The following is a 24,319-nucleotide window of genomic DNA, read 5'->3' on the forward strand; positions in this document are numbered from 1 at the left end:
GGGTTCAGACTTCGAAGCGGCGCGCGGGGTCGTAGATCTCGTCCGGCAGGCCGACGCCGAATACACGCAGCCGCTCGGCGAACTTCGGATACACGCCGGTGGCCTTGAAGTGACCCTTGACTGCGCCATCCTCGGCCACGCCGGTGCGCTGGAAGGTGAAGATCTCCTGCGTGTTGATGATGTCGCCTTCCATGCCGGTGATTTCCTGGATGCTGATGATCTTGCGCCTGCCGTCGGTCATGCGCGCGGCCTGGACCACGACCGTAATCGCCGAGGCGATCTGCTGCCGCATGGCCTTGGCGGGCATGGTCAGCCCGGCCATGCTGACCATGTTCTCGAGCCGGGTCAGCGCGTCGCGCGGCGTATTGGCGTGGATGGTGGTCAGCGAACCTTCGTGGCCGGTGTTCATCGCGTTGAGCATGTCCAGCGCCTCGCCGCCGCGGATTTCGCCAAGGATGATGCGGTCGGGCCGCATCCGCAGCGCGTTGCGCACCAGGGCGCGCTGCGTAATCTCGCCCTTGCCCTCGATGTTGGGCGGCCGGGTTTCCAGGCGCAGGACATGGGGCTGGCGCAGCTGCAGTTCGGCGGCGTCCTCGATGGTCACCACGCGTTCGTCTTCGGGGATGAAGCCGGACAGGATGTTCAGCAGCGTGGTCTTGCCGCTGCCCGTGCCGCCCGAGACCAGCACGTTCACCTTCGCATGCGCCAGCGCCTGCAGCAACTGGGCCATCGGTTGCGTCAGGCTCTTCAGCGCCACCAGGTCCGACACTTGCAGCGGATTCACCGAGAACCGGCGGATCGACAGCAGCGGCCCGTCGATGGCAGAAGGCGGAATGATGGCGTTGACGCGGGAGCCGTCCGGCAGCCGGGCATCCACCATGGGGCTGGTTTCGTCGATCCGGCGACCCACGCGCGACACGATCTTCTCGATCACCTTCATCAGATGGGCGTCGTCGTAGAACACCACGTTCGTCAGTTCGAGCTTGCCGCGCCGCTCCACATACGTCTGCCGCGCGGTGTTGACCAGGATGTCAGACACGGTGGGATCGTTCAGCAGCGGCTCCAGCGGGCCGAAGCCGAACATCTCGTCGTAGATCTCCACGGTCAGCTGGCGACGCTCGTTGTCGTTGAGCAGCACCTTCTGCTCCTCGATGATGAGGTTCACCAGTGTGGAAATCTCCTGACGCACCTGCTCCTGGGGAAAGTGCGCCAGACGCTCCAGTTCCACCCGGTCGAGCACGGACTCGTGGACATCGCGCTTGAGCGCGTGGTATCCGGCAGTGTTCGTGCCGGCGGCGGTGCCAAAGTGGATCGTGGCATGGCCGTTCGCCGTGAAGGGCGCCCCGGCATTGGCGAGCTGTTCGCGGATCGACATGATGGACTCCTGGCTTGGCGGATTCGGTTCCGGGTGTTCGGGCGGATCGGTCTGATTGGGACAAGCGGCTTCAGGTGCTGCGCGCGCGCAGCATCAGCTTGCGCAGCGGCGACACGCTTTCCTGCCGGCTGCGGCGCTCGGCTTCCTGGCTCGGGGCCAGCTGCATGGCCATCGACTGCAGTGCGCGCGCAATGCTGCTGCGCTTGCTCAGCTTGGCCACCGGCTCGCCGTGGCTGACGGCCTCGTCCACCGTGGCCGGGTCGTCCGGCAGGGTGAACGCCACCTTCATGCCGAAGATCTCTTCCATCGTGGCGCGCGGCAGTTCGTTCTTGCGGCCCGTGCGGTTCAGTACCACCCGGATCTTGTCGTCGGGATAGTGCAGGGCGCGCAGGATGTCGAGCAGCCGGCGGCTGGGACGCCCGAAGGCGATGCTGGGTTCGGTCACCACGCAGATGCGGTCGCTGTGGTCGAGCATGCTGATCGACAGCGGATCGATGCTCTGGCCCACGTCGAAGATCACGTAGTCGTAGTTGGGCTGCATGACCGACAGGATCCACTCCAGCTTTTCCTTCTGGATCTGGCTGGCCCGCACCGGGTCTGCGGCACCCGCGAGCATGTCCAGGCCGTCGCTGACATGCACGAGGCAAGCCTCCAGGAACGCCGCGTCCATGCGATCGATCTGGCTGCAGATTTCCGACAGCGTGCTGGGGGGGGCCTTGTCGGTCACGATATAGGTGAGATCGCCAAAGTGCCGGTTCAGGTCCACCACCAGCACGCGCTTGCCAAAGTGGCGCGACAGCGCATCGCCCAGGTTCGCGGCGATGAAGCTGGTGCCCGCGCCGCCCTTGCAGGAGATCATCGACACCACCTGCGCGACGTCGTGCGAACGCGGCACATGCGTGGCTTCCACGCGTTTCAGGGCTTCGGCCAGCTGGCTCTTGTCCAGCGGCCAGGAAAGCACGTCGCGCACGCCGGCGCGCATGGCCTGGATCAGCACGCTGGAATCGTGCGACTGCGTGATCAGGATGCAGGGCAGGTCGGGATGCTGCTGGCGCAGCGTTTCCACCGCGAACATCTGGGCGGGTGCGATATCGGGCAACTCCAGGATCAGCAGGTCCGCCATGCGCAGCCGGCTCGCCTGCAGTGGCAGGCGGGCCAGCCCTTCCTGCATCGACATGGTCTGGAAGTTGCCGGCGTTGGCCGTGAGCCGGTTGATCTCAGCCAGCCGTTCGGCGTCGTCGGATGCGATCAGGATCTTGAGCATGGTGTCCTCGCGATGTTCGGGTCGGATGGAGCGAATGGGTGCCTGCGCGTCAGCTGCACACCGACCCGCCGGTCGATGTCTGCATGCTTTCGCGCGTCATGGTCGTGGTGAACGCCGGCATGCCGATACGCAGGCGCATCACCGGGATCACCGTGGCAATCGTCACATTGGTCACGCTGACGGTCACGGACTGGCAGCTGGCGCGTGCGGTGGCCGGATCGCTGTCGCAGCCCGTGGGCGAGTAGGCCACGCTGATGTTCGAGTTCTGCAGCAGCGGCAGCATGTTCTCCATCTTCGTCTTGATGATGCTGGCGTTGGAGTCGCACACCACGGCCGACCGCGCGGCCAGGCGCGTGACCTCCGCGGCGGTGTTCCAATAGAAGAGCACCCGCGAGAATTCGAAGATGCCGATCAGCAGCGTGAAGAACACGCCCGCGATCAGCGCGAACTCCACCGCGGCAACGCCGCGCTGCCGGGCAAGCCCGAGGGGGTGGGCACGATGTGTCATAGCACTTGCCTCATGACGGTGGTGATATCGCCGAACTTCAGCCCGGAAAGATTGATGAACGACTGCAGCGGCGAGTAGGCAAAGCCGCTGATCCGGACGGCCACCAGGTTCACGGTGCCGGCCTGCGTGCCGGTGCCTGAGGGGTTGTCGTAGGTGGCGACGTTGCTGAAGGCTTGACCCGGGCATCCGGTGCCATCGACGCGATCGCAGATGACGACCATCGCGGTGGTCAGTCCCGGCGCCAGCGGCTGGCCGGAGCAGCCGGTGTTCCCATAGGCGGCCAGGCACTTGGTCGCCGCCGTCGGGTAGGTGACGTCGTCGGGCGAGAATTGCGACAGGTAGCGGGCCGCCGAGCGCGTGGCCTTGGTCAGCGTGTCGTACTGATAGACCGCGCGTCCGAATTCGGTGACGCCGCAGGCCATCAGCACCATCGGTACGAGCAGGATGCCGAACTCGACCGCGGCCACGCCGCGCTGGTACCTGCGGGTGTGGGGTCGGGAGTGTGTCAGCGGTTTCATGATCGACTCCTATTGCACCAGCACGGGAACGAGCGGGCCGACGCCGGTACTGGCGCCGGGCATGCCCTGCGTGGCGCAGGGGCTGCCCGGCATGCTCGAATCGCCGCGATACTCGAGATGCACCGTGTCGTTGGCGCCCCCCTTCTGCATCGGGTCGAGCATCAGCAGGCAGGCCCAGCCCGTCACGGTCACCTTGTGCGCGCCCGGGGTGCCGAGCGGCGAGCAGTCGACGATGGGTGCCAGCACCAGGCGGCGGTCGGCGCCGGCCTGGTAGGTGGGGCCGCTCGCCGTGGTGCCCTGCGTGGTCAGCCCGGCGGCCGTGTCGCCCTGATAGGGCGCGTAGGCCTTGCGGTTGGCCAGGAAGTTGGACTGCGTCGCCCCCTTGGTGTCGGTCGACGTGCCGCTGTAGGCGTTGCTTTGCGCTTTCCACGACGTGGGGGTGTAGGCGAAGCCCGTGAAGTCGGTCACGCCCACGGTACTGCCCTTGACGATACCGAAGCGGCTGTTCCATTCGTCGGAGATCGACGCCTTGTTGCCGGTCGTGCCGATCTCGGCGCCCGTGGCCGGCAGGTTGCATTGGCCGGCGCCCTTGAGCTGGTTGGCCAGGTCCTTGGCGCTGGTGCCGCCGCTCAGGTCCGCCCAGCCGAAGTTTCCGCCTCCGTATGACAAATCCTGAACGTCCGCTGTGCCCGCCTTGGTCGTCAGCCACTGCCCGATGGTGTAGCCGCCTGGCACGGGCGGCGTGGCGGTGTCGGCCTTGCAGACGAACACCGGAATCGCGCAGGTGGTTTGCGCCGACGTGGTCGTGGCCACGGCAAAGGCGGCTACCGTGCTTGGGCCGATGTGCGTGCCGGGCAGGGCATTGAGCGCCTGTGCGAACCAGTTGGCGATGCCGGCGCGCGAGACCTCGCACTTCACGTACTTGATGGTGTTGAGCGGGTACGTGACCGAGTTCCTGTCCAGGAAGGGGTTGGCCAGCGAATCGGTATAGGTCACGGCCTCGGTGGACGTGATACCCGGCTGCTGTTCCAGCTTGCCCTGGAACAGCACCAGGTTGCGGGCCCCGGCGGTAAAGCCTGCGGCCTCGGAAACCGTGAGCGGGGTGGCGCCGGTCAGGTCGCGCGCCGCGGCCAGCGCGCACGCGTCCGCCCGGTTCTGCAGTTCGCTCTTGCTCACGTACAGCTTGCCCAGATCCAGTGCCAGGCCGATGAACCCGACCAGCACCGCGATCATGAGGCCGACGATGATGGCGACGGCGCCGCGCTGCCGCGCATGAATGCAAGGCAGTGGCTTGCCGCGAGGCCTGGTTCTGGACATGATGGCACCCTCCCCGGAAAGCGTTGCGTTGGCTTCAGCGTTGGCCGCCGCCGCCCATGCCGACGCCACCGTAGCCGCCGCCCGCACCGAAATCGATGCCGAAGACGCTGGGTGCGCCGCTGCCCTGCTGCATCCGCATCAGCGAGCGGTCGAAATTGCGCATCGCGGCCACGGCCGTCTTGCCGTCGGTGCCTTCGACGGTGGGCAGTCCGGCCGGCGCTTCGGGGTTGATGATCTGCTGCTGCTTGATGGCGGCTAGCGCCTCGCCCCGGTGGTGGTCCCACACGGGGGTCGAGGTCATGCAGGCCGACAGCCCGAGGCAGGTCAGGGTGCCGACTACCAGCGTGGCGGCGCTGCGCGAAAGCTTGTGTGTCTTGTTCATGATCGTTCTCCTGGTGGCGCGGCGGATCAGTTGCTGCCCGTGGTGCCGGGGCCGGTGGCGGCGGCCGTCGCCGCGCGGGCCTGGGCCAGGCGCTGCGCGGTGGCTTCGATGCGTGCGACGCGCGCGCTGTGGTCCTCGCTCGTGATGGTCGACACGGTGCCCGTTACGGGCGCCCGGGGTGGCCGTGATCCGGCGGCAGCCACGGGTGCGGCCGGAGACGCGGGGCCCGACGGCGCCGGTTCGTCCAGGACCTTGCCGACCGGAACCGTCGGGACCGACGTGCCCGGCGTGGTCTCGGTGCGCGGTGCCGAAGGGGCGGGTGCCGGGGCCGTGGCCGGTGCGGCCGGTTGCGAAGGGGCCGGGGCGGGCTGCTGCGGCGGCTTGCCACGGCCTTCCATGTTGCCCATGAAGTAGAGCGACAGCGGGTCAGGCGTGGTAAAGCCATCGGTCGGCAGCGGGTAGTTCTGGTTCGTCATCGGCTTGACCAGGCGCGGCGTGATGATGAACACCAGCTCGGTCAGGTCCTGCTGGAACTGCGTGCTGCGGAACAGCGTGCCAAGCACCGGCACTTCGCCCGCGCCGGGCAGGGCCTTCAACGCGCCCCGTGCGCTGTCCTGCAGCAGGCCGCCGATCGCGAAGCTCTCGCCATCGCGCATCTGCACGGTGGTGGATGCACGCCGCGTCGTGATGAGCGGCAGGATGGTCTGGCCGGTCAGGCTGCTGCCGCTGACCGTGGCGCCCGTGGGCGACAGTTCCGACACTTCGGGCGACACCTTCAGGTGGATGCGGCCATTGGCCAGCACCGTGGGCGTGAACTTCAGCCCCACGCCGTATTCCTCTTCCTGCAGTGTGATGGTCGAGGCACCGCCCAGCGCGTTGCTCTGTGCCACCGGGATGTAGATCTTGCCGCCCGCCAGGAAGCTGGCTTCCTGGCCGCTGATGGTCACCAGGTTCGGCTCGGCCAGCACCTTCACCAGGCTGTCGTTCTTCTGCGCGTCGATGGCCAGGTTGAACGGCCTGTTGTTGGCCTTGCTGCCGAAGAAGCCGGCCGCCGCGCCCGTGAGCAGGTTGGTGAGCACGCCACCGGTCCACGACCCGAAGCCGCCCTGGATGTTGACGGCCGATCCCAGCTGGTTCAGCAGTGTCTTGGAGACTTCGGCAACCTTCACTTCCAGCATCACCTGCTGCGGGGTATCCACCGACATCATGTTGAGCACGCCGCCCTTCCTGGCATTGCCGCCGTCGCCCTGGGCCGCGTTGGCATAGGCCTGGGCGATGTCCATGGCCTGCAGGGCCGCCTGCGAACTGGACACGCTGCCGGTCAGCACCAGGTTATCGGCGGCGGTCATCACGCGGATGCCCGATTCGCCGGGCAGCAGCTGAGCCAGCGATGTCTGCAGACCGTTCGCGTCCGCGTTGACCACCACGTTGATGATGCTGCAGGCGCCGCTGCGGCCCTGCACGATCATGTTGGTGGTGCCCACGGTGCGGCCCAGCACATAGAGCGTTTGCGGAGACACCATCGTGGCCTGTACGACGTTCGGGTTGCCCAGCGTGCGGTTGCGAATGGGCTCAGGCAGCGGAATCAGCTGCGACTTGCCCACCGGCACGATCACGCTCGATTCATTGCGGATGGCGCCGGAGCAGCTCGGGCCACGCACATCGGCGGCGTTCGACGGCGCGGCCGGAACCGGCGTCATGCTGATGGTCATCTGCACGGGGCCGCCCGTTGCCGGGACCTTGACCCCGGGCGCCGCGGATGCCGCCGGCGTGGTGGCCTTGGCGATGTTGCCGGCATCGACGGCAACCTGGGCCGCGGCGGCCAGCGGAGTGCAGAGGATGGCCGCCAGCACGACCAGGCGTGTGCCGCGTGCTGCTTCGGATGTCTTCTTTTTCATGATGATCTCCCCCCGGAGAATGATTCGGATGGATGCGTTGCGCGTCTCGTTCGTCACCGTCCGTGTTCAGAAGCACTCAAGGCTGCCCTGAACACCTGCCAGCACCCCGACGCAATTGCCCGGCCGCGCCGGCGCGGCCACGATGGTGCGGGTCTTGACCACGGTGCGCGGCGCAGCGGCCGGCGTGGCGGCCGGAGCCGGCGCGGGCGGATCGGCGCGGCCCAGCAACGTGTGCTTGGTGGCGCCGCCGGTGTTGATGTCGGCCACGTCCATCTGGTTGCGCAGTACCAGCGACAGCGTGCCCACGCTGCGCGCCACATCGAGCTTTTCGGCCTGGTCGGGGGTGACTTCCAGCGTCACGGCGTTGACCACCTTGGGCTGCGTGTCGTCGCGGCTCACTTGCTGGGCCACCGCCAGTACCAGGATCTTCTCGAGCACGATCTTCGAGATGTTGCCGTTCTGGGTGCTTCTGGCTTCCTCGTTCGTGTTGACGATCACGTCGACGTAGTTGCCGGGCAGCGCGAAGCCCGCCACGCCGACCACGTCGTTGACCCGAACCGTGATGGCGCGCTTGCCGTCGTTGATGACCGCCGACAGGCCGCCCTTGGTGCCGATGGGCGCCAGCTTGGCGTCGAGGATGGGCTCGCCGCGCTGCAGGCTGGTCCGTACCACGCGCCCGTCCAGGGCCTTGAGGTCCTCGAATGCGCCCGGCGGCACGCTGGCGGCCGGCCAGCTCACCAGCTTGAGTTGGCTGCCGTTGAGCGGCTGGCCAAGGTCGAGGTCGTTGGCGGCCACCACCACCTGCCTGGTCGAACTCGACGACTGTTGGAGCAGCCATCGGGATGCGGATACCACCGCTGCCGCGCCGGCGACCAGCGCAACCAGCAGCATCAGGATTGCTCGCGTGTTCTTCATGATGACTCTCCCCTACGTAGGTACGTGCTTCCTGGCCGGGCCGGTTCAGCCCGCTTCAGGATGGCCGACTGGCCAGCAGTGTTCGCTGGTGACGGGTGACGACACTTCCGGCCTGGCGCGCAGGCCGTAGTAGCTCTGCCAGGCCCGGCAAAGCCCCTCTGCGGTCACGTGCGGGGCATCGTCGTGGTAGCGCAGGTGCGACGCCACGAGCCGCAGCAGGTCGCGCGGAATGCAGGCCAGCAACGGGATGTCGCTGGAAAAGTGCAGGCTCTCCAGCAGGAATTCGAAGGCCGGTTCCGGCCAGGCGAGGCCCAGGTCGGCGGCCGTGCGCAGGCAGACCTCGCGATAGTGGTCGACCGACAGCGGCCCCACGTAGAGCTTGCTGCCCAGGCGGCGCAGGAAGGCGTCGTCGCCGAGCTGGCCGGGTTCCATGTTCGTGGAGAACACCGGCCATACGTCGAAGGGCACCGAAAACCGCACGCCGCTGTGCAGCGTGAACATGTCGATGCCGCGATCCAGTGGCACGATCCAGCGATTCAGCAGCTGTTCCACGCCCACCATCTGCCGGCCCAGGTCATCCACGATGTAGATGCCGTTGTTGGCCTTCATGTGCGGTGGCGCCTGGTAGAAGCCAGAGGCGCTGTCGTAGCGCAGGTCCAGCATCGACAGCGTCAGTTCGCCGCCGGTCAGCACCACGGGCCGATGGCAGACCACCCAGCGGCGGTCCATGGCGCGGTGGGAGCCCGGTGCGTCGCCGGTGGCGACCGGCGTGTGCACCAGCGGGTCCAGCACCTGGATGATCTCGCCTGCCACCGTGATCGCGTGCGGCACGGGCACGGCACCGGGCAGCAGCGCGCCAAGGCGCTGCGCCAGGTAGGTCTTGCCGCTGCCCGGCGGACCGTAGATCATCAGCGCCCGCGCGGTGTTCAGGGCCATGCCGATCGATTCGAGCAGCGCCCCCGGCACCACCAGTTCCTGGAAGGCACGGGTCACTTCGGTCTTGGTCACCGACGTATGGTGGATCGAGTGCAGGGCGATGGCGTCGATGTACGCCTGCAGCGTGACCGGCGCGGCGCCCGTGTAGCTGCAGCGCGCGGCGGTCTCGGCGGCGCGGGCATAGCCGGCGTCGGTGAGGCGGAATCGCACGTCGATGTCGCTGGCGCCGCGATGCGCCACCTCGAGCAGCCGTTCGCGCACACCCAGCGCCGCGATCTCGTTCACCACCGAAGCGGGCAGCCGCAGCGTATCCATCAGGATGGCCAGCGAGACGCTGCGGTGCAGGTAGGCGGCCTTCAGCAGCAGCCCCAGCAGCAGCGACACCTCGAGCCCGGTATCCGCGATGGTGCGCGGCGGCACGGCCCAGGCGGGTGGCGGCGCCTGGTCGATCTGGGCGTGCCGGACCACCGAGGCGAGCGCCTCGGGCAGTTGTGTCGCCTGGTCGTCGTGGTGTTCTGACATTGCCATTCCCCTTGAATGTTGGTCTGCATTGCCGTGGCGTTGCATGGCGCCGCCCGGAGACATCGATGGGCCCGTCATGTCCGGGCGAACAGCATGGTCAGCGTGCCGGCGGCGATGGCCACGCCGTAGGGCAGCGAGCCCACCGACGGGCCCGCCTGGCCGGTAAGCGCGATGCCGCCGAGGTTGCGCAGCAACTGCCGGCCCTTGCCGGTCGCGAGTACCAGCATCAGCGCCCAGGCGCCGCCGATCACGAAGCACGCAAGGGCGATCCATGCGGCAAGACTGGCGCCCAGCCAGGCGCCCACGGCGGCCATCAGCTTGACGTCGCCCGCAGCCATGCCGCGGAGCAGATAAACGGGCAGGAAGATGCCGAAGCCGGTCAGCCAGCCGAGCGCCCATGCGGAGGTGCCTGCAGCCGGCCCGTGCACCATCATCTGGACCGGCAGCGCCACCAGCCATGCGCCGAACGTCAGCCAGTTCGGAATGCGGCGGCGCTGCAGGTCCGTGGCGGCGGCAGTCAGTACCACCACGATGGCGATGGGGCCGACAAAGGGCGAGAGCGACGGGATCGTGGACATGGCGGGCTCGGTTCGTCTGGATTGGCGTGGCCGTTTCAGGGCATCTCCGCTGCAATGAGTTCGTAGAGCGCTTTGACGTTGCTGCCAAGGACGCTCACGGCTCCAATGATCACCATCGCGATCAATGCGCCCAGCAATGCGTATTCGATTGCCGTCACACCGCGTGTATCGCAGCGGAAGTTCCGGCACAGGGCTTGGATGCCGCGCATGGTGGTCTCCTCAGTGGGGCCGTAGCTTGGTGAGTGGTCCGTCAGGCGGCCAGCTCCGCGCCGATAAAGCTGAAGACGCTGCTCAGGTTGGTGCCGACGGTCTGCACGGTGGCGATGATCACCACGGCGATGAGCGCGGCGATCAGGCCGTACTCGATGGCGGTGACACCGTCGTCGTCGCGAAGAAACGTCTTCAGGCTGGCAATGGGGTTGCGCATGGGTGCTCTCCTGGGTGGGGTCCGTGAGGCGGGGCGTCGCAGGTTCCGCGGCGTGGGGCACGCACGCTTTACGCCGCGGAACCTGCGGTCCCATCAGGCGGCGAGCTCGGCGCCGATGAAGCTGAACACCTTGCTCAGGTTGGTGCCGACGGTCTGCACCGTGGCGATGATCACCACGGCGATGAGCGCGGCGATCAGGCCATATTCGATGGCGGTCACGCCGTCGTCGTCACGGACAAAACGCGTCAGGTTTTGGGTCAGTTGTTGCATGGCAAGCTCCTTGTGTTGTGGAACAAACGCTTCTATGGGAACTACGTAAGGACAATCCGACATTCAGATGCGGGCACGGCAACAGTGCGGCGGCGCGCAGATGGCGCAGCAGTGGAATGGCCATCGGCCGGCGCCCGTGCCGGGGCCCTGCGGGCTGCGTGCCTGCAGACGGCGTTCGGCGGACGCATGGATGCACCGTGCCGCATGTTGGGCGTGGCTGGCGCGTGCCATGCATCGGAAGGGCACGCTGCCGCCGCCGCGGGCGGAGACGGTGCGACCCTGTGCCCGATGCAATCTCACGAGCGGACCGATAGCTGGCATGGTGCGGCTCCCCGAATCGTTGTGGTCGTCTGCCTGCAATCACAGTCATCGCGGGCAGTGCGGCAGTCCGGTGAATCGGTGCCGCATGCCAGGCATAGGCAAACCGCGGGCCAGCCACGCCAGGACCCTTGTGCCGCAAGGCTTTGCGGGCAGGTGTGTCCGACGGCGGGCGAGGCGATGCGTGCTGCTGACGCCGTTTCGGGCCTTCGTCGTTGCCAGCCGGAAACGCTGCCGAGGCGATTTTTTTTGGATGAGGCCACCCAGGGATGAGGGCCTATCCGACCGCCGTTCCGGGGTGACGCGGCTGCACGGCGGCCGCGCTCATCCGAAAGCATGAGGCGGACGAAGCCGGTGGCCGGGCCTGGTCACGCCGTTGGATGACAACCGCCCGGGTGGATCCATGCGGCGCTTGGCATGGCCCGTCTGATGGATGAACGGCCCGGCCGCGGGGGCGACGTTTCCGAATGGAATCATCCACGGCGTCGTCGTGTGCAGGCCGACGCGCGCGCCGGCTTTCCCGCGTGGCCCGCAAACGCTTGCGTGGCGCCATTTCCGGTCGGGAACCCACCCGTGATTCAGAACCGAAACGTTGTCGGCGCCAACCGGGCCGCAGGCGGTCTCCGGCCTGTTTTTGCGGCCTGGCGTGTCTTGCGCAAACGTCGTCGCATGACAAGACTTAGGCAACGCCAGGCATTGCCGAGGTTCATGGAGCGGCGACAAGCGGCCTGCAGGACAACAACGGAACGGGGCAAGTCATGAATCAGGAAGCAGTCCGGACAGACACCGGGAAGCATGGCCAGCACGCCGGTCGCGCATGGCTGGATCTGGACCGGGCGCGCGTCTACAGCGCGGCGGTGCTGCTCCTGTTCGTGCTCCTGATGGCGACCTGGGCCTGGTACAGCCGGGGCTTCACCGACAGCCACGTCAGCCGGCCCGGCGCCGACTTTGCCGTCTTCTGGAGCGCGTCGTACCTGGCACTGAGCGAAGGCGCGGTGCATGCCTACGACGTGGCCCGGCACCTCGATGTGATGGCGGCCTATGGGCCGCTCGGCGCCGACAGCACAGCCGTGCTGCCCTGGCTGTATCCGCCCACGTTCCTGCTGGTCGTGCTGCCGCTGGCGGCACTGCCGCTCGCGTTCAGCTATGTGCTGTTCGCAATGGCAGGCGCCTACGCCTACCTGCGGGCGATCGGCGGATTGGTGGGCGCCGGATCGCTGCTGCGGCGTGGCCTGTGGCTGCCGGTGCTGGCATCGCCGGCCGTCCTGATTTCCGTCATCCTGGGCCAGAACTCGCTGCTGACGGCGTCGCTGATCGGCGGCGCGGTGTGCCTGATGGGCAGCCGCCCGGTGCTCGCCGGCGTGCTGATCGGGCTGCTGGCCATCAAGCCCCAGCTCGCGCTGCTGGTGCCGGTGGCGCTGATCGCGGGGCGCCATCTGCGCACACTGGCCAGCGCGGCGGCCACGGCCGCGATCTTTGCGGCGGTCAGCGTGGCCATCTGCGGCTGGGAGACCATTCCGGCGTTCCTGCGCAGCATCGCGTGGGCCCGCGCCAATCTCGTGGAAGGCACGCCCGAGGGGTGGTACTGCATGCCGTCCGTCCTGGCGGCCGCGCAGCTGGCCGGGCTCGGTGCTTCCGCGGCCTATGCGGTGCAGGCGATGGCTGCCGTGGCGGCCGCGGCGTCCGTGGCCTACGTCTGGTCCCGCACGCGCGAGGTGCCGCTGTGCGTGGCGGTACTCGCCGCCGCCGCGCTGCTGGCCACGCCGTACGTTCGCCACTATGAACTGACATGGATGGGGCTTGCTGCGGCTGGACTGGTCGGGGACGGCATCCGCCACGGGCTGGCCGGCCGCGAGCGCGCGCTGCTGCTGGTGGTGTGGTGGCTGCCGGTCTTTGAGCACTTGAATCCCAAGCTTGGCATGCCCCAGATCGGCCCGGTCGTATCGGCATTGCTGGTGCTGGTGGCCGTGCGCCGGGCGATGGCCCGCACCGCTTGCGCGCCGGTTGCGGCGCCGGTGGGAACCTGACATGGCCACGGTACACGCCGCCGCCCACCGCAGCGGGGCCGCTGCGTCCCCAGCGCATTGGCTCGACCAGCGGCGCCTGCGTCTCTACGCAAGCGTGGCGCTGGGGTGCTACGCGCTGTATTTCGGCATCTGGCTGCTGCGCGCCTGCGTGCTGAAGAGCCCTGGCGTGTTTGCGCCGGGCGGCGACTTTGTCGTGTTCTGGAGCGCGGCAAAGCTGGCGCTGTCCAGCGGGGCGGCCGCACCCTACGACTTCGCCGCGCTGCGGCAGATGGAACTGTCCGCCGTGCCTGGTCTTGCCATTGGCGACGGGGTGCTGCCGTGGCTGTATCCGCCCGCATCGCTGTGGTTCGTGCTGCCGTTCGGGTTGCTGCCCTATGGGCTCGCCACCTTTGTCTTTCTGGCGGGGGGCGCGGCCTGGTACGCGTGGGCGATGCACCGCACGCTGCCCTGGCGTGACGCGCGTCTGGCGGCGGTGGCGTTTCCGGGCATCGTCGTCGTACTGGCTACCGGACAGAACGCGCTGTGGCTGGCGGGGTGCGCCGGACTCGCGCTGACCTGCCTGCAACGGCGTCCGGTGCTCGCGGGCGTGCTGCTGGGCGCGGTGGCGATGAAACCGCAGCTTGCGCTGATGTTCCCGGTGGCCCTGCTTTGCGCGCGTGCCTGGCGTGCGCTAGGCGCCATGGTCGCCACGACGCTGTTGCTGACGCTGATCTCGCTGCTCGCGTTTGGCACCGAGCCGTTCGCTGCGTTCCTGCGCAACGCCGCCATGGCGCGCGAATCGGTGGAGCAGGGCGCCGCGCTCCTGGCGCGCATGCCCACGGTGTTTGCGGCGGTGAAGCTGATCAGTGGCGGTGTGCTGCTGCCCTATGCCATCCACGGCGTGGTGGCGGCGGCTGCGCTGGCATCGGTCATGTATGCGTGGACCGGGCCCTGCAGCTTCGCGCTGCGTGCGGCGGTGCTTGTCACGGGCGGGCTGCTGCTGCCTGCCTACCTGTACGACTACGACCTGGTGTGTCTCGGGCTGGCCATTGCGTGGCTTGGCGCGCATGCGCATCGGGTGGGCTGGCTGCGTGGCGAGCGGGAACTGCTGGCCGTGCTGTGGCTGATGCCGCTGTGGACCCGCGTGACCGATGCGGGGATTGGATTGCAGCCGCTGCCGCTCGGGCTGATGCTTGCACTCGGGCTTGGCGTGTGGCGAATCCGGATGGAAAGGATGGAGGGGCATCGCCTGATGCCGGCAGACATGGCGCGCGACCAGACGCGCCGGGAGGAAAGAGATCATGGCTGACTATGACGAAAACCAGCTCTTGTCGCTGGTGGTGCCGTTCTACAACGAGGGGGACGCCTTGCAGGCCTTCTTCGCACGCGTGGTGCCGGTGCTGGAATCGGTGCCGCGGACGCGCTTCGAGATTGTCTGTGTCAACGACGGCAGCAGCGACGACACGCTGGCGCGCCTGATCGCGGTATCGCGACGCGACGCACGTGTCCGCGTGATCGACCTGACGCGCAACTTCGGCAAGGAGGCGGCACTGACCGCCGGCATCGACGAGGCGTTTGGCGACGCGGTGATCCCGATCGACGCCGACTTGCAGGACCCGCCCGAGCTGATTCCCGCGCTGGTCGAGAAATGGCGCGCTGGTGCCGAGGTGGTGCTGGCCCAACGCGCCAGCCGCGCCAGCGATACCTTCCTGAAGCGCGTGACCGCCACCGCCTACTACCGCGTGCACAACTGGCTGTCGGACCTGAAGATCCCCGAGAATGTCGGCGACTTCAGGCTGATGGACCGCACCGTGGTCAACGCGCTGAAGCAGCTGCCCGAGCGGCACCGGTTCATGAAGGGCCTGTTTGCCTGGGTGGGCTTCACCACGGCGATCGTCCAGTACGAACGGGCCCCGCGCAGCGCCGGCGAGTCCAAGTTTTCCGGCTGGCGGCTCTGGAACCTGGCGCTGGAGGGCATCACCAGTTTCAGCACGCTGCCGCTGCGCAGCTGGACCTACGTCGGCTCGATCGTCGCCATGGTCGCGTTCTGCTACGGCTCGTTCATCGTGGCCCGGACGATTGTCCTTGGTGTCGATGTGCCCGGTTATGCGTCGGTGCTGTCGCTGCTGCTGTTCTTCGGCGGGCTGCAGCTGATCGGGCTGGGCGTGCTGGGCGAGTACATCGGCCGCATCTACGACGAATCGAAGGCGCGCCCGATCTACCTGGTCAAGCGCCGCTATCAGGACCGCCGGCCGCAAGGGCGCTTCGGCAGCGGCGGCCGGGTGATCTCGATCGCGGCGGGCGGCAAGCGGCAATAGGTTTTTCCGGGGGATTTCTCCGAGGGGTGGGACGCCGCCCGGTCCGGTCAGGATCGGGCGGCGTTGTTTTGATGGCGCGCCACGATCTGCGCAAGCAGGCCGGCCAGCACGAAGGGGGTGATCTGCGGCATGCCACCGATCACCAGTGGGCTCATCGCCTGCGCCGGTACCAGCCACGTGATCGCCAGCAGCAGGCGCTCCCACGCACGACTGCCATGCCGGACCATGTCCACGCACAGCAGGGCCAGCGGTATCGCCAGCCAGGCCAGATCGTAGTAGATCAGATAGGGCTGGACGATCAGCGTGCCGACCACCAATGCCGACGCACCCAGGGCAAGCCGCGCCCGGCCACTCCACATCCACACGCATGCGGCCACCGCGCACAGCGCCACGGCGGCATGTACGGCGTAGGCCAGCGGCACGTCGATGCCGGCCACGCGCAACATGCCGAAGAGCGTCGGCGCGCCACGCAGGACGCCGCTGTTGATTGCCACCGCCTCACGGAACATCGCCATGCTGCGGAAGAACGCCGGATAGACGTCCACGCCGAACGCAGCGGTGGTCAGGCCGACGAACAGCGCCGTACCGCCTGCCGCCGCCACAAAGGCTACCCAGCGCCGCTCGCACAGCAGCATCAGCGGAAACAGCACGCCGAGTTGCGGCTTGACGCACAGCAGCGCGATGCAGGCGCCAGCGGCAATCGGATGGCGCCGCAGCAGCCAGAGTGCCCCGCCGGCGGCCACGGCGGTGAACAGCGAGTTCTGCCCCGCGATCAGCGCCACCCAGACGCCGGGGAAGGCCAGTGCCGGCACGAACCAGTAGCGGTGTATCCGGCCAATCACGGTACGCAGGTAGCCCAGATACACCGCGACGCCGGCCAGCGAGAACAGCACCAGCGCCAGCCCGAACGGCAGCAGGGCCAGCGGATAGATCAGCAGCAGGAACGTCGGCGGATAGGCGAACGGGCCGAAGGCGGTCTGCAGCAGCGGGCGCTCGGCGGCGCGCAGCAGTTCCCAGTCATAGGCGGCCGGTGCGCCATGCAGGTGCGCGAGCGAGGACGCGCACCAGTACACCACGAAATCCCAGCCCATCCCCGGCACGGTTGGATTGGCGATGATCGCGTGGCTGTACCACCATGCGCCAATCACGATGCACTCCAGGGCCAGCAAGGTGGCCGCATAGAGGCAGATCCGTCCGGGCGTCAGCCAGCGGGCGGGTTGCGCGCCGCCGTGTGTCGCGGGCGTGGGCATGTCGGTGACCGCTGGCATGGGGGGCTCCTCTTGATGGGCCGGTCCGGCCCGCTGGAAGTGAAGGCCGGCCCGGCTAGCGATACGTCCAGGTCCGGTGAAATACGAAGGTGACGGCCGGCACCACCGACAGGATCACCGCCAGGCCGGCCCAGTAGCCGAGCCCCAGCGCCTGCGCGCCGGCCGATATGGCAAGCGTCAGGCCCAGGCCCAGCAGCGATACGATCAGAAAGCGCACGTAGCTGTCGCGCGAGGGCGTGGCGCCGAAGCTCCACAGCGTGTTGAGCAGGTACGACGCGATATTGGCGACGACGAACGCCACGCCGTTGGCGCTCACCTGCGACGCATGCAGCAGGTAGATCAGCGGCGTGGCCACCGCCACGTGGATGCCCGTGGCGATGACGCCCGATACGCCGAAGCGAACCAGCCGCACGAAGGTGTCCCGCGACGGCATGCGCTGCCATATCGTTGGCCTGTCCGTCGGCCTGTCCGTCGGCCTGTCCGTCGTCTGGCCTGGCGCGCCGCTGTCGCGCAGGCGGGATGGAGACTGGGCGTGCTGCATGGTCGGGCTCCGCGTCGGCTGCCGGCTGATCCGCTGATCGGCCGATCTGGTCAGTTCAGTTCAGTTCTGGACGCAGACCAGTCCCACGTTGCCCTTGCGCACCTGCAGCTTGTAGTCGCGCATGAGCCGGAACAGCGTGACGCGCGAGATGCCAAGCTCGGCCGCCACGTCGATCAGGCGCTCGTGGTGCCGTTGCAGGGCTTCGACAATCGCGTTCTGTTCGGCCGTTTCCCGAATAGCCGCCAGCGTGAGCGGCTTGGTCTCCACGGGCGCGCCGAGTTCGAGATCGGACGGCTGGATCACGCCGTTCTCGCACATGGCGGCGGCCAGGCGAATGCGGTTCAGCAGTTCGCGCACATTGCCCGGCCAGGAGTGGGCGGTGATGGCGCGCAAGGCCAGCGGCGAAAAGCCGCGGATATGCTCGGGCGAATCCTTGCGCACGGTCTCCAGGATATGTTCGGCCAGCAGCAGCACATCGGAGCCGCGTTCGCGCAGCGGCGGCTGCTTGACGCGCAGCACGCACAGGCGGTGATACAGGTCGCCACGGAACCGCTCGGCCGCCACGGCCGCTTCGAGGTCGACGTGCGTGGCCGAGATGACCCGGACATCGACCGCCACCGATTCGGTGCCGCCCAGCCGTTCGATACGCCCGGTTTCCAGGAAGCGCAGCAGGCTGGTCTGGCTTTCTAGGGGCATGTCGCCGATTTCGTCGAGGAACAGCGTGCCGCCCTGCGCCATCTCGATCCGGCCGGGCTTGCGCTTGGTGGCGCCGGTGAAGGCGCCGCGCTCGTAGCCGAACAGTTCGGACATCAGCAGCGTGGGCGGAATGGCCGCGCAGTTGACCGCGACAAACGGCTGGCTGCCGCGGCGCGACGCACGGTGGATGGCCTGTGCCGCCAGTTCCTTGCCGGTGCCGGACTCGCCCGAGATCAGCACCGGCGTGTCCCACCTGGACACCTTGTCGATGCTGCGGTACAGCGCCTGCATGGCGTGGCATTCGCCGATGATGCCGTGCGGACGCGCCTCGGGCACTGTTGGCTGCTCGCGCCCCGGACGCAGGGCGGCCATGCCGACCGCGTGACCGAGCGCCCGGCTCAGATCGGCCGTGTTGAACGGCGCCGTGTAGTAGTCGATGAAGTACAGCGTCAGCAGCTTGCGCGTGGTGTCGGTCAGTGCGTCAGAGCTGCTGATCGCGCCGATCCAGCCGATGTGGCGCGCAGCCAGCCACGGCTCCATCAGCTCGATTTCGACGTCGCTGAAGCCGCTGTGGAAATCGAGCAGGCCCGCCGAGAACGGTCCGTCCAGCGGCAGACCGGCCAGGTCCTCAAGGCTGTTGGCAAATACCAGCTTCCATCCCTGGCCGGACAGAAAGCGGCACAACGACGCATCGTGATGCCTGGACAGATACAGCAACGGGCGGTTGACGTAATAGCTCATGATTTCCCCCAGCATTTTTTGTTTTTTCCAACTGCCGTGGCGACGAGTCAAATACGGACTCCACCACCTGGCTTGCGGGAGAAAGGAAACGTTGAATCGCTGGAGGCAAGCCCATCCGGCGCGGTTGCGCCTGACCGAGCGTAGCGGCAGTGATGCGTGACCCGTGCCGCTGCTTCGTGATGAGTGTATTCCCCCGGTCCGGCTCTGAATTCGCCGATTCCCGTTTTCCCGCAAACTTTCCGGTCGGCCCGCCGGATACGCTGTTCACCCCATTCGGCCGCGTGCAACAGAAGAAAAAACCCTGGGCATATATGTCGTGGCGGCAATCCGGCTGATTGCCCGGATGCCGCCACGCGGATTGGATCTGCACATTGCTGCGTCAGTCCATCACTGGTTGCGGATTTGGCTCGCCTGGGAACGCTCCAGCTCCGCAAGACCGACCCGTCCCTGGAATCAGCCCGTTGATGGCAATATAGTCATCCATCGTTGGCCTATGTTAAGTCATTGATTTAAATTGTATTTTTTCATTGACCCAAATTTGCGGCCGCTGGCTGCGGCAAAAGTGTTCCATTTATGAAACTTTGCCCTGGGGCGGCAGGGTGGAAGGGCCTGCCATATCCGGGGAGCACCGCCCATCGGTGACAAACGCAGATATACCGTATGGCATCTTTCTCCCCACGCAAGGGGGGACAGGGAATGTCTACGCCACTTCCCGGGGGCCGATCCCTTACGGATATTTCGGTGGAAGGATGTCTCTCTTTTGATACTTGGGGTCGCAGACATTGCTGCGCTGCGGTCGGTTACCTTAACGAAGGCTGAAGAAACCGCTGGGGGGTTGAAAATCATTATCGATACTCGTCCTCCGCACGGGATGGCATGCCGATTTCCGTCCGTCATTTGGTCGAATTCTGCGGTTTGGCCTCGCCTGTACGGATGAGTTTGGAGGGGATTTGCACTTGACCTCCAACCCCTGCTCTAAATGGTTGCAAACGTGAAACAAGCCGTCAGACGGTATGCGCAGTCTGTTTCACTGCTGTAGTACCTCCGCAGGCGCAATGCCGGCAATCTGCTCCTTGAGCCACGCGTGAAAGCGATGGATGGCCTTTTCGCGCGGATTCCCTTCGCGCCAGGTCACCCAGTAATGCAGGCTCGACGGGATACGCGTGGTGCCGATCTGCACCAGCTGGCCGCTCACCAAATAGTCCTGCGCCAGTTGCGCCCGGGCCGTGGCCACGCCTAGCCCGGCCACTGCCGATTGCAGCATCAGCCCGGCGTCCTGGAAGATCGGGCCGCGTTCGGGTTCCTCGGGCGGCAGCCCGGCCATCAGCAGCCAGTCGCGCCACGGGCGCAGCGCAAAGCGCAGCATGGGCAGCCGCGGCAGATCGGCCACGGTAAAGCCGGGGTACCGGGCCAGCAAGGCCGGGCTGGCGACGGCAATCACATGGTCTTCAATCAGGTTGTGGCACTCGAAGCCGGGCAGGTCCACGCGCTGGTGCCAGATGCCGACATCGACCGAGTACGGGTCAGGTGGCGAAATCTCCGCATGCAGGCGCAGATGCAAATCCAGTTCGGGTGCCTGCGCATGCAGGCTCGGCAGGCGCCGGATCAGCCAGGCGTTGGCCAGGTCGGCCATGACGCTGACCTGCAGCCGGACCACGGGCGGGGCCGCCACGTCGCTGGCCTCACGCAGGGCCACTTCCAGCTGGTCCAGCGCGCCGCGCACCTGTTCGGCCAGCCGGGCGCCGGCGCTGGTGGGCGTCATCGTCAGCCCGGTGCGCCGGAACAGCTTGGTGCCGAGGTTGTCTTCCAACGCGCGAATGTGATGGCTGATGGCACTGTGCGTCAGCGCCAGTTCTTCGGCGGCACGCGAGAAGCTGCGGTGCCGCGCGGCGGCTTCCAGCGCGCGCAGCGCCTGGAGCGGGGGCAGGTGAGGGGGGCGACTGTTGACCATGGCGGTGCGGAATGTCGTCAAATTTTACTCACAATTGCCGCGGGTATCTTTCGCTGGTCTTGCACCAAGCTGGTGATCACAATGCAGGGCATGAACACTTCCACCGCTCATCCCACCCGACCGGCTGCCGCCGCGGCGCAGCCTAATCATGCCGCGCCGGCGCGCTGGCGTGTCCTGGCGTTCTTTTCGCTCGGATTTCTGGTGTCGTATATCTTCCGTGGCGTGAACCTCGGTTTCGCGCCGTTCCTGACGCGCGAGCTGGGGCTGACCGCCGGCGACCTGGGCTTGCTGACGAGCTTCTACTTCCTTGGCTTCGCCTGCGCGCAGCTGCCCGCCGGCATCCTGCTGGACCGTTTCGGCCCGCGCCGCACCGAGGCTGCGCTGCTGATGCTGGCGGTGGCCGGATCGCTGGTGTTTGCCTGGGCGCCGGGCATGGTCGGGCTGGCCGTGGGCCGCGCGATGATCGGCGTTGGGGTGTCGGTGTGCCTGGGCGCCGCCATCCAGGCGCTGTCGATGTGGTTTCCGCTATCGCGCATGCCGCTGCTGAACGGGCTGGTGATGGCCATTGGCGGCCTGGGCGCCGTGGTGGTGGGCGCCCCGCTGTCGTGGCTGCTGTCCTGGACGGACTGGCGCACGCTCAGCGCCGGCCTGGCCGCGATTTCGTTCGGCATGGCCGTCTTGCTCTGGTTCGGGGTGCCCGACGTCAAGCGCGTGGGCAAGGAGAGCTTTGCCGAGCAGCTGCGCGGTACGCGGACGATCCTGAGCAGCGAACGCTTCTGGCGCGTGGTGCCGCTGACCCTGCTGAACCAGGGCATCTTCCTGGCCGTGCAGACGCTGTGGGTCAGCGCCTATTTGCGCGATGTGCAAGGCTTGACCGCAGGCGCGGGCGCGCGGCTGGTGTCGGTAATCGGTATCGCGATGATGGCCGGCTGCGTGGGCGCGGGCTGGGCGGCCCGCCATCTGGAGCGGCGCGGCATCAGCCTCTATGCCTTCGCCGGTTTCGGCATGATCGGCTTTATCGTGGTCCAGCTACTGCTGATGGCCCGCCTGCCGTTTATCCCGCTTGCCGTGCTGTGGGGTGCCTATGGGGTGTTCGGCTCCAGCGGCATCCTGACCTACGCGCTGCTGGCCCGGCGGTTCCCCGATGCGCTGATCGGCCGCGCCACCACGGCCATGACGCTGACCGTGTTCCTGGCCACCTTCGTGTTCCAGGTCGGCATCGGCTTCGTGCTCGATTTCTTTCCGGCCACGGGCGGCCACTATCCGGCGGCGGCCCATCTGTGGGTCTGGGCCGGACTGGTGGCGGTCCAGGTGCTGGCGGCGATCTGGTATCTGATGGAGAAGCAGCCCTAGGGCGCCGTCAGGCCGTGGCGGCCCGCCCGGTCACAGAACGATGGGCCGGTCGTCGAGTTCGTTGGGGTTGCGCCCGCCGTGGGTGGGAAAATGCGTGGTCAGCAGCGCGTGGATCTGCGCGATCGCGTCGAGCACGGGCTTGACCGACAGGTCGCTGGCCAGCCCTTGCGCCAGTTGGGCGCAGATCTGCTGCCATTGCCGGGACGTGACGCAGGCGTCGATGCCGCGATCGGCCAGCAGTTCCACGGCATGGTCGGCCAGATTGATATACAGCAGCACGCCCGTATGGTCCTCGGTATTCCAGACCTCCAGCGCGCCAAATAGCGCCCGCGCGCGTTCGCGCGCCGAGGTGCCGCGCCACGCCAGCGCCAGCGGCAGGCTGGCTTCGATCACCACGCGCACTTCGCCACGGTGATGCTGCTCGCCCTTGTGCACGGCCACTTGGAGCTGATGGCGCGCTTGGTCGGGAAAGGCCTTGCGGGCCGTGCCGGGGCCGGTGCCCAGATGGCGCAGGACGCGCCTGAGCGACCGTCTGGACGCGGGGTGCGACGCCTGGGGTTTGTGCATCGGATCTTCGTTACCCACGATTAGCCACCGTTATCCACCGTTACCAGTTGCCGGACGCGCCGCCGCCATCGAAGCCGCCGCCCCCGCCGCCGCCAAAGCCGCCACCGCCCCCGCCGCCAAAGCCGCCGCCGCCAAAGCCACCGCCGCTACCCCAGTGGCGTCCGATCTCGTAGCCGGTCATGCCGCCCAGTCCGCCGGCCGTGCCGGTGGGCCAGCCGCGGCGGCCCGTCACCACGTGCGGGCTGCCGCCGCGCCGGAGCATGGCCGACAGGAAGAAGAACACGATGATGGCCAGCGGAAACAGCACCGGCAGCCAGTCGCCGATATCGACATTGCCCTGCGGCTTGCGGCGGTCCGGCGCGGCCAGCCCTTCCTTGTCGATGGCGGCCTGGATGGCCGAGATGCCGGCGGCCAGCCCGCCATAGAAGTCGTTCTGGCGGAAATGCGGTGCCATCACGTCACGCAGGATGCGGCCGGACATGGCGTCGGTCAGCGACCCCTGCACGCCGCGGCCGGCCTCGATGCGCATCTTGCGCAGGCCGGGCGGATTGTCCTTGGCGACGATCACGATCACGCCGTCGTCGATGCCCTTGCGGCCCGCGCGCCACGCGTCCGCCACGCGGATGCTGTACGCGTCGATGGTCTCGGGGTCGGTGGTGGGCAGCATCAGCACAAAGATCTGGCTGCCGCGCTGCTGCTCGTATTCGGCCAGCACGTTTTCCAGCGCGTTGCGCTGATCGGCGCTCAGGGTGCCGGTCAGGTCGGTCACGCGCGCGATCAGCGGCGGCACGGCCACGAAGCCGTCGGCGGCCCGGGCCGGCGCTGCCAGCACGATGGCCAGCATCCATGCCAGGAACGAGAGCGTGACCAGTCTTCGCATGATGGCCTTTCGGGTTTTGCGTTTCAGTGCCGGGCGCTCAGAACTTCACGGCCGGCGGGGTGGAAATGGCTTTCTCGTTTTCCACGGTGAACGATGGCTTGACCGGATACTTGAAGACCATCGCCGTCACGTTGGTCGGAAAACTGCGCGCCAGCACGTTGTAGTCCTGCACGGCGGCGATATATCGCTGCCGGGCCACGGTGATGCGGTTCTCGGTGCCTTCCAGCTGGCTCTGCAGGTCGCGGAACGACGCGTCGGCCTTCAGGTTCGGATAGTTCTCGGACACCGCCAGCAGCCGCGACAGCGCGTTGGTCAGCTGGCCCTGCGCCTGCTGGAAGCGGGCGAACGCTTCGGGGTCGTTCAGCGTTTCCGGCGTGACCTGGATGCTGGTGGCCTGCGCGCGGGCCTTGGTCACGGCTTCCAGCGTCTCGCGCTCGTGGCTGGCGTAGCCCTTAACGGTGGCCACCAGGTTCGGAATCAGGTCGGCGCGCCGCTGGTACTGGTTGACCACTTCGCCCCAGGCGGCCTTGACGGCCTCGTCCTTCTTCTGGAAATCGTTGTAGCCGCAGGCGGAAAGCAGGCTGGCCAGCAGGCCGAGCAGCAGCCAGCGGAACAGGGCGGGGGTGGTGGCAGCAGGGGCGGTGGCAGTGCGCATCAAGGGACTCCTCGATCTCCGGAATGGCAATTCTGCAGTGTAGCGCAGCGTGGTCAAGCCGCCGGGCAAAGTACGTGCCGCTTGACGATGGTCGCTGCCGGCCGGTAGATTGCAT

The 24,319-nt window shown here is 67.4% G+C and carries 24 protein-coding genes; 4 read left to right on the top strand and 20 right to left on the bottom strand.

The features are described 5' to 3' along the window. Positions 1-4 precede the first annotated feature (4 nt). The 13 genes from AC3FJ6_RS05560 to AC3FJ6_RS05620 all read right to left on the bottom strand — a co-directional run bounded on the left by AC3FJ6_RS05560 (position 5) and on the right by AC3FJ6_RS05620 (position 10,910). Positions 5-1,375 carry a TadA family conjugal transfer-associated ATPase gene (locus AC3FJ6_RS05560; protein ID WP_488771041.1) on the bottom strand — a complete coding sequence of 457 codons (1,371 nt, stop codon included), beginning with the start codon at positions 1,373-1,375 and terminating at the stop codon, positions 5-7. Between the two features lie 70 nt (positions 1,376-1,445). Next, a complete protein-coding gene (locus AC3FJ6_RS05565; protein ID WP_488771042.1) occupies positions 1,446-2,639 on the bottom strand; it encodes a CpaE/TadZ family protein in 1,194 nt (397 codons plus the stop codon). Positions 2,640-2,688: 49 nt separating this feature from the next. Continuing rightward, on the bottom strand, positions 2,689-3,147 hold the full coding sequence (locus AC3FJ6_RS05570) for a TadE/TadG family type IV pilus assembly protein (protein ID WP_488771044.1): 459 nt from the start codon (positions 3,145-3,147) through the stop codon (positions 2,689-2,691). Then, complete coding sequence (locus AC3FJ6_RS05575; RefSeq protein WP_488771045.1) at positions 3,144-3,665, bottom strand: TadE/TadG family type IV pilus assembly protein; 522 nt, start codon at positions 3,663-3,665, stop codon at positions 3,144-3,146. The genes AC3FJ6_RS05570 and AC3FJ6_RS05575 overlap by 4 nt, the downstream gene beginning before the upstream one ends. A 9-nt stretch (positions 3,666-3,674) precedes the next feature. Then, on the bottom strand, positions 3,675-4,982 hold the full coding sequence (locus AC3FJ6_RS05580; protein ID WP_488771046.1) for a pilus assembly protein TadG-related protein: 1,308 nt from the start codon (positions 4,980-4,982) through the stop codon (positions 3,675-3,677). A gap of 34 nt (positions 4,983-5,016) precedes the next feature. After that, positions 5,017-5,364 (bottom strand): hypothetical protein, encoded by a 348-nt coding sequence (locus AC3FJ6_RS05585; protein WP_488771048.1) that lies wholly within the window; start codon positions 5,362-5,364, stop codon positions 5,017-5,019. 26 nt (positions 5,365-5,390) lie between these two features. Then, a complete protein-coding gene (locus tag AC3FJ6_RS05590; RefSeq protein WP_488771049.1) occupies positions 5,391-7,262 on the bottom strand; it encodes a type II and III secretion system protein family protein in 1,872 nt (623 codons plus the stop codon). A 66-nt stretch (positions 7,263-7,328) separates the two neighbouring features. Continuing rightward, positions 7,329-8,177: a Flp pilus assembly protein CpaB gene (gene cpaB, locus AC3FJ6_RS05595; protein ID WP_487523227.1), complete on the bottom strand. Its 849-nt coding sequence runs from the start codon at positions 8,175-8,177 to the stop codon at positions 7,329-7,331. A gap of 45 nt (positions 8,178-8,222) precedes the next feature. Beyond that, complete coding sequence (locus tag AC3FJ6_RS05600) at positions 8,223-9,635, bottom strand: DUF8689 domain-containing protein (protein ID WP_488771050.1); 1,413 nt, start codon at positions 9,633-9,635, stop codon at positions 8,223-8,225. Between the two features lie 74 nt (positions 9,636-9,709). Next, entirely contained in the window at positions 9,710-10,213 is a 504-nt protein-coding gene (locus AC3FJ6_RS05605) for an A24 family peptidase (RefSeq protein WP_488771051.1), read from the bottom strand. Between the two features lie 35 nt (positions 10,214-10,248). Beyond that, positions 10,249-10,422, bottom strand: a complete 174-nt coding sequence (locus AC3FJ6_RS05610; protein ID WP_488771053.1) for a Flp family type IVb pilin — start codon at positions 10,420-10,422, stop codon at positions 10,249-10,251. 41 nt (positions 10,423-10,463) lie between these two features. Next, the gene (locus tag AC3FJ6_RS05615; protein WP_487523224.1) at positions 10,464-10,640 is read right to left on the bottom strand and encodes a Flp family type IVb pilin; all 177 of its coding nucleotides are present in this window, start codon (positions 10,638-10,640) and stop codon (positions 10,464-10,466) included. 93 nt (positions 10,641-10,733) lie between these two features. Further along, positions 10,734-10,910 (bottom strand): Flp family type IVb pilin, encoded by a 177-nt coding sequence (locus AC3FJ6_RS05620; protein ID WP_488771054.1) that lies wholly within the window; start codon positions 10,908-10,910, stop codon positions 10,734-10,736. A gap of 1,076 nt (positions 10,911-11,986) precedes the next feature. Between AC3FJ6_RS05620 and AC3FJ6_RS05625 the strand changes: the two genes are divergently transcribed. From AC3FJ6_RS05625 to AC3FJ6_RS05635, 3 genes are read left to right on the top strand one after another with little or no spacing between them, the layout of a single operon-like run. After that, complete coding sequence (locus AC3FJ6_RS05625) at positions 11,987-13,255, top strand: glycosyltransferase family 87 protein (protein WP_488771056.1); 1,269 nt, start codon at positions 11,987-11,989, stop codon at positions 13,253-13,255. Between the two features lies 1 nt (position 13,256). Then, a complete protein-coding gene (locus AC3FJ6_RS05630; protein ID WP_488771057.1) occupies positions 13,257-14,543 on the top strand; it encodes a glycosyltransferase family 87 protein in 1,287 nt (428 codons plus the stop codon). After that, on the top strand, positions 14,536-15,552 hold the full coding sequence (locus AC3FJ6_RS05635) for a glycosyltransferase family 2 protein (protein ID WP_488771058.1): 1,017 nt from the start codon (positions 14,536-14,538) through the stop codon (positions 15,550-15,552). The genes AC3FJ6_RS05630 and AC3FJ6_RS05635 overlap by 8 nt, the downstream gene beginning before the upstream one ends. A gap of 47 nt (positions 15,553-15,599) precedes the next feature. On the opposite strand, the gene AC3FJ6_RS05640 is transcribed toward AC3FJ6_RS05635, so the two are convergent. The 4 genes from AC3FJ6_RS05640 to AC3FJ6_RS05655 all read right to left on the bottom strand — a co-directional run bounded on the left by AC3FJ6_RS05640 (position 15,600) and on the right by AC3FJ6_RS05655 (position 20,749). Then, complete coding sequence (locus AC3FJ6_RS05640; protein WP_488771059.1) at positions 15,600-16,820, bottom strand: glycosyltransferase family 87 protein; 1,221 nt, start codon at positions 16,818-16,820, stop codon at positions 15,600-15,602. Between the two features lie 55 nt (positions 16,821-16,875). Then, complete coding sequence (locus AC3FJ6_RS05645; protein ID WP_488771060.1) at positions 16,876-17,253, bottom strand: GtrA family protein; 378 nt, start codon at positions 17,251-17,253, stop codon at positions 16,876-16,878. 168 nt (positions 17,254-17,421) lie between these two features. After that, positions 17,422-18,798: a sigma-54 dependent transcriptional regulator gene (locus tag AC3FJ6_RS05650; RefSeq protein WP_488771359.1), complete on the bottom strand. Its 1,377-nt coding sequence runs from the start codon at positions 18,796-18,798 to the stop codon at positions 17,422-17,424. Positions 18,799-19,825: 1,027 nt separating this feature from the next. Then, positions 19,826-20,749, bottom strand: coding sequence for a LysR substrate-binding domain-containing protein (locus AC3FJ6_RS05655; protein WP_488771061.1), 924 nt, complete (start codon positions 20,747-20,749; stop codon positions 19,826-19,828). Positions 20,750-20,839: 90 nt separating this feature from the next. Between AC3FJ6_RS05655 and AC3FJ6_RS05660 the strand changes: the two genes are divergently transcribed. Beyond that, positions 20,840-22,102 carry an MFS transporter gene (locus AC3FJ6_RS05660; protein WP_488771062.1) on the top strand — a complete coding sequence of 421 codons (1,263 nt, stop codon included), beginning with the start codon at positions 20,840-20,842 and terminating at the stop codon, positions 22,100-22,102. A gap of 30 nt (positions 22,103-22,132) precedes the next feature. Here AC3FJ6_RS05660 and AC3FJ6_RS05665 read toward each other — a convergent pair whose 3' ends face one another. The 3 genes from AC3FJ6_RS05665 to AC3FJ6_RS05675 are packed head-to-tail and all read right to left on the bottom strand — an operon-like array spanning position 22,133 to position 24,204. After that, positions 22,133-22,669 (bottom strand): TPM domain-containing protein, encoded by a 537-nt coding sequence (locus AC3FJ6_RS05665; RefSeq protein WP_488771063.1) that lies wholly within the window; start codon positions 22,667-22,669, stop codon positions 22,133-22,135. Between the two features lie 40 nt (positions 22,670-22,709). Next, positions 22,710-23,549 carry a TPM domain-containing protein gene (locus tag AC3FJ6_RS05670; RefSeq protein ID WP_488771064.1) on the bottom strand — a complete coding sequence of 280 codons (840 nt, stop codon included), beginning with the start codon at positions 23,547-23,549 and terminating at the stop codon, positions 22,710-22,712. A gap of 37 nt (positions 23,550-23,586) precedes the next feature. Continuing rightward, positions 23,587-24,204, bottom strand: a complete 618-nt coding sequence (locus AC3FJ6_RS05675) for a LemA family protein (RefSeq protein ID WP_488771065.1) — start codon at positions 24,202-24,204, stop codon at positions 23,587-23,589. Positions 24,205-24,319: the final 115 nt, after the last annotated feature.

It is taken from the genome of Cupriavidus sp. 94F1, assembly GCF_057798875.1.